6 protein-coding genes are annotated in these 4685 nt (G+C 71.2%); 1 reads left to right on the top strand and 5 read right to left on the bottom strand.

Annotated elements, in window-relative coordinates; all coding sequences use genetic code 11:
- Positions 1–46: 46 nt before the first annotated feature.
- The 3 genes from ADK55_RS10515 to ADK55_RS10505 all read right to left on the bottom strand — a co-directional run bounded on the left by ADK55_RS10515 (position 47) and on the right by ADK55_RS10505 (position 1912).
- The gene (locus ADK55_RS10515) at positions 47–916 is read right to left on the bottom strand and encodes an NAD(P)H-binding protein (protein ID WP_199826486.1); all 870 of its coding nucleotides are present in this window, start codon (positions 914–916) and stop codon (positions 47–49) included.
- 115 nt (positions 917–1031) lie between these two features.
- A complete protein-coding gene (locus ADK55_RS10510) occupies positions 1032–1244 on the bottom strand; it encodes a DUF4287 domain-containing protein (protein ID WP_053677331.1) in 213 nt (70 codons plus the stop codon).
- 71 nt (positions 1245–1315) lie between these two features.
- Positions 1316–1912, bottom strand: a complete 597-nt coding sequence (locus ADK55_RS10505; protein WP_053677329.1) for a dihydrofolate reductase family protein — start codon at positions 1910–1912, stop codon at positions 1316–1318.
- A gap of 346 nt (positions 1913–2258) precedes the next feature.
- Here ADK55_RS10505 and ADK55_RS10500 point away from each other — a divergent pair, with 346 nt between their 5' ends.
- Complete coding sequence (locus tag ADK55_RS10500) at positions 2259–2807, top strand: flavoprotein (RefSeq protein WP_053677327.1); 549 nt, start codon at positions 2259–2261, stop codon at positions 2805–2807.
- Between the two features lie 70 nt (positions 2808–2877).
- Here the strand turns inward: ADK55_RS10500 and ADK55_RS10495 are convergent, their stop codons facing one another.
- Complete coding sequence (locus tag ADK55_RS10495) at positions 2878–3384, bottom strand: DinB family protein (protein WP_053677325.1); 507 nt, start codon at positions 3382–3384, stop codon at positions 2878–2880.
- Between the two features lie 61 nt (positions 3385–3445).
- Positions 3446–4633: an epoxide hydrolase family protein gene (locus ADK55_RS10490; protein ID WP_053677323.1), complete on the bottom strand. Its 1188-nt coding sequence runs from the start codon at positions 4631–4633 to the stop codon at positions 3446–3448.
- Positions 4634–4685: the final 52 nt, after the last annotated feature.

Below are 4685 nucleotides of genomic sequence, written 5' to 3'. Positions count from 1 at the left end.
CCCCTCGCCTCCGCGTGCGTGCCCCTCATCTCCCCGTGCGTGTCCCTCACACGTCCCAGACTCCGGTGGCCGCCGCCTCCCGGGCGAAGTCCGCGAAGTCCCTGGGCTCCCGGCCCAGGACCTCCCGTACCCCGTGCACCACGTGCGCGTTGCGCCCGTCGAGGATCAGCGTGAACAGCTCGGCGAAGTCCTCCGGCAGGTCGTTGGTCCGCAGGACCGCGCGGTAGTCCGCGTCCGAGACGGGCACGTAGGAGATCTCCCTCCCGGTGGCCTTCGACAGCTCCGCGGCGACGTCGGAGAAGCTGAGCAGGCGCGGGCCGGACAGTTCGTACGTCTTGCCGACGTGCCGGTCGTCGGTGAGCGCGGCCACCACCACGTCCGCGATGTCGTCGGCGTCCACGAAGGGTTCGACGGCGTCCGCGGTCGGCAGGGCGATCTCCCCGGCCAGGACCGGCTCCAGGAAGAAGCCCTCGTCGAAGTTCTGGTTGAACCAGCCGGCCCGGACGACCGTCCAGTCGGCGCCGGAGGCCTTCAGGTTGTCCTCGCTGCGCTCGGCCCCCTCCTCGCCGCGCCCGGACAGCAGCACCAACCGGCGCGCGCCGGCCGCGACGGCCGCCTCGGCGAACGCGCCGACCTGCTCGGCGGCGCCCGGGAAGGCCAGGTCGGGGTAGTAGGTGACGTACACCCGGTCGACGCCCTCCAGCGCCGCGCCCCAGCCGGCGGGCTCGTGCCAGTCGAAGGCGGGCTCTCCGGTACGCGATCCGACCCGGACCGGGCGGCCCTGCGCCCGCAGCTTCTCGGCGACGCGCCGTCCGGTCTTGCCGTTGCCCCCGATGACGAGGGTGAGGGGCGCGTCCTGCGTGTCCTGCGTGTTCTGGGTGTTCTGGGTGTTCTGGGTGTTCCGTGTCGTTGTCATGCGACCAGTCAACCGCCGGGCGCCGAGACGGAACATAGCCGAAAAGCTCAGCCCCATACGCGAGCGTCCAGCCCGCTCCCGCACCCCGCTCAGCGGTTCACTTGCCCTCAGCGGTTCACTTGCCGGCGTCCTCGGCGAGGGTGTGCGCCACGAGGGCGTTGGCGTGTCCGTGGCCCAGGCCGTGGTCGGTCTTGAGCCAGGTGACCAGCTCCATGTGCCGGGTGAGCGGCGAGGACCGGATGAGTTCCTTCCACTCCGAGATCGGGCGACCGTGCTTCTTCTCGATCGAGGGGAAGTAGCTCGCGGGGCCCTTGACGGCGTCGGTCATGTCGGGGTTCCTCTCGTACGGAGACGGGTGCGTGGGTTCGTGGGTGAGTGGTGGTGAAGGGTGGGGCGGACTCAGCCGCCGGTCACCGGCCGGTACGTGCACACGTTGACGCCCGCGGCGCTGGTGACCGTGGAGACCAACTCCAGCGTCCGCAGGCCGCCGTCGTCCGGGAAGATCGACTTACCGCCGCCGAGCAGCACCGGCATGATCATGAGTCGCAACTCGTCGGCCAACCCCTCGCTCAGCAGGGTGCGGACGAGGGTGGGGCTCCCCATGACGACCAGGTCGCCGCCCTCGGTCCCGCGCAGCTCCCGGATGCGGGCGACCGCCTCGCCACCGGGGATGCGGGTGGTGTTCTCCCAGGCCGGCTCGGAGTCGTCGAGCCTCTCGGACACGACGTACTTGCGGATCGCGTTCATCCGGTCGGCGAAGGGGTCCCCCGCCCGCTCCGGCCACGCGGCAGCCATGGTCTGCCACGTCCGTCGCCCGAACAGCAGCGCCTCGGCGCCGCCCAACGCGTCCGAGAAGGCACCGCCCACCACCTCCGGGTCGAAGAACGGGTGCGACCAGCCGCCGTGCGCGAACCCGCCGTCGCCGTCCTCGCCCGCTCCGCCCGGGGCCTGCACGACGCCGTCCAGGCTGATGAACTCGCTGACCACGATGCGCATGTGTTGACCTGTTCCCTTGTCGACCGCCGGTGCCCGACGGTGTCGCGCCTCCATGTGGACGGCGTCCACATCTCCACGTCCCGCAGCGTACAAGGCATTGTGCACACCGTCCACATTCTTGTTCCGCCGCGTCACAGGGATAGACGGCCCGGCCCCCCGAAACTCATCGCACCGCGCGGAAGAAACTCGCGAGAAACTCGCGCCGGCCTCTCCGCCCGCGCTCCACGTCACGCGGGGTCGCGGCCCGAGGACGGGCCGTCTCCACCCACCGCGTTCTTTGTGCTCTCGGCAATGACTTTCACACCTCAAGTCCGCTTGAGGTGGAGGAATATGATCACATGGCGGTATGACGAGGACCTTGTATCTGCTCTGCTCCGCCGCCCCGCCCGTCTTCGACGTGGCCCACGTGATCGAGAACGCCCAGTCGCGCGGTTGGGACGTCTGCCTCGGCCTGACCCCGACGGCCGCGCACTGGGTGTCCGAGAGCCTCGACGGACTCGCCGCCCTGACCGGGAACCCGGTGCGCTGGCAGTACAAACTGCCCGGGGAACCCGACGTGTGGCCCGCGGCCGACGCCGTGCTGTTCGCCCCGGTCACCTTCAACTCGCTCAACGCCTGGGCTCTCGGGCTCACCGACCGGTTCGTCGCCGGGATCGCCGCCGAGGCCATCGGCAAGGACATTCCCGTCGTCGCCATGCCCTGCACGAACGCGGCGCTCGCGGCGCACCCGCGCTTCGACCTCTCGCTGGCCGAGCTGCGGGGAGCCGGCGTGGAACTCCTCCACGGCGAGGGCGGGTACACCCCCGGTCCGCCGGACGAGGACACCCCGGCCCCCTTCCCGTGGGCGGTGGCCCTGGACGCCGTGGACCGTCAGGGCACCCCGGCGGCCCCGTAGCCACCGGCTGCCCCCGACGCCACGGCCACCGGCTCCCCGACCGTCCCCGGCTCCCGGCCGACAGCCGCCGCTACTCCCCGGTGACCCCGTCGATCACCTCGCGCAGCAGGTCGGCGTGCCCGTTGTGGCGGGCGTACTCCTCGATCATGTGGGCCAGGACGTAGTGCAGGGAGTAGGTCTGGTCCTCGTGGTGCCCCCGCATGTCCAGGGACTCTGCCGCCGCCACGATCGCGCGGGAGCGCTCGCAGCTCTCCTCCCAGATCCGGAACGCCTCCGCCGAGTCCGCGTCCTCGACGTGGAAGTCCGTCCGCTGACCGGCCTCGTTCCTGGGGAAGAAGTTGCTCACGCCCTCGGCATCGAGCACATTGCGGAACCAGCTCCGCTCGACTTCCGCCAGATGCCGTACCAGCCCGAGCAGGCTCAGCTCGGACGGCGCGACCGCCTTGCGGCGCAGTTGCTCGTCCGTCAGGCCCGCGCACTTCATCATCAGCGTGTCCCGCTGCCCCTGCAGGACGCTGGTGAGCGTGGCGCGTTCGTCACCCGTCAGAACGGGTTGGGTCCTCTGTTCGTCTTTCATCGGCTGATGATGACAGCCCTGCCCTCCACCCGCCGACCCCTACACAGGGCGGACACCGCCATCAGGACGCGGACTCCGGGCTCAGCTGCCGGAAGAAGGCCCGTACGTCCTCCACCAGCGACTCGGGCACCTCCATCGCGGGGAAGTGCCCGCCCCTGTCGTACGAGGTCCAGCGCACGATCCGGTCGGTGCGTTCGGCGATGTGCCGCAGCGGGATGAAGTTGTCCCGGGGGAAGTCGGCGAGTGCGGTCGGCGTCTTCGACACCTCGGGCGGCTGCCCGTGGTGGTCGGCGTGCGCGCGCTCGTAGTAGATCCGGGCGGCGGAACCGACCGTGCCCGTCAGCCAGTACAGCATGACGTTCGTCAGCATCCGGTCCCGGTCCACGGGGGTTCGCGGATCGCTCCACTCGGCGAACTTCTCGCCGATCCAGGCGAGCTGTCCGACGGGGGAATCGTTCAACGCGTACGCGAGGGTCTGCGGCCGGGTCGACTGGATGTCGGCGTACCCCTGGCGCTCCCGCGCCCACACCCGGTACCGCTCCCAGGACGCCAGCGTCCGCTCCCGCTCGGCGGGGTCCAGCGCGGCCAGCTCCTCCGGCGGGGGTTCGGACGTCGCCCCGGCGCCGGGCAGCAGGTTCAGGTGGACTCCCACCACGTTCCCCGGCCGCGCCCGCCCCAACTCCCGCGAGACCGCAGCGCCCCAGTCGCCGCCCTGTACCCCGTACCGCTCGTACCCGAGCCGCTCCATCAGGGTCCCGAAGGCGCGCGCCACCCGCTTGAACTCCCAACCGGGTTCGGTGGTCGGCCCCGACAGGGCGAACCCCGGGATGTGGGGAAGTACCAGGTGGAAGGCGTCGGCGGGGTCCCCGCCATGCGCCCGCGGATCGGTCAACGGCCCGGCGACCCGCTGGAACTCCACGAACGACCCGGGCCAGCCGTGGGTCATCAGCAGGGGTGTCGCACGCGGCTCGGGCGAGCGGAGGTACGCGAAGTGGACGGTGGCCCCGTCGATCTCGGTGGTGTACTGCGGCCACTCGTTGATCCGCGCCTCGGCGGCCCGCCAGTCGTACTCCTCGCGCCAGTACCGGACGAGTTCCCGCACCTCGGACAGCGGGATGCCGTACGCCCACCCGACCCCGCTCAACTCATCGGGCCACCGCACCCGCTCCAACCGCCCGCGAAGGTCGTCCAGCTCCCCTTCGCCCACATCCAGCCGGAACTCCCGAAACCCCTGCCCAAGATCACCCATCCCCCCACCCTGCCACCCGGCCCCCATCCCCCGAGCCCCCCCCCTACCCGGG

Source organism: Streptomyces sp. WM4235 (genome assembly GCF_001279725.1).
In the GTDB taxonomy this organism is placed as follows: domain Bacteria; phylum Actinomycetota; class Actinomycetes; order Streptomycetales; family Streptomycetaceae; genus Streptomyces.
This window is presented reverse-complemented; position numbering and strand designations above follow the sequence as displayed.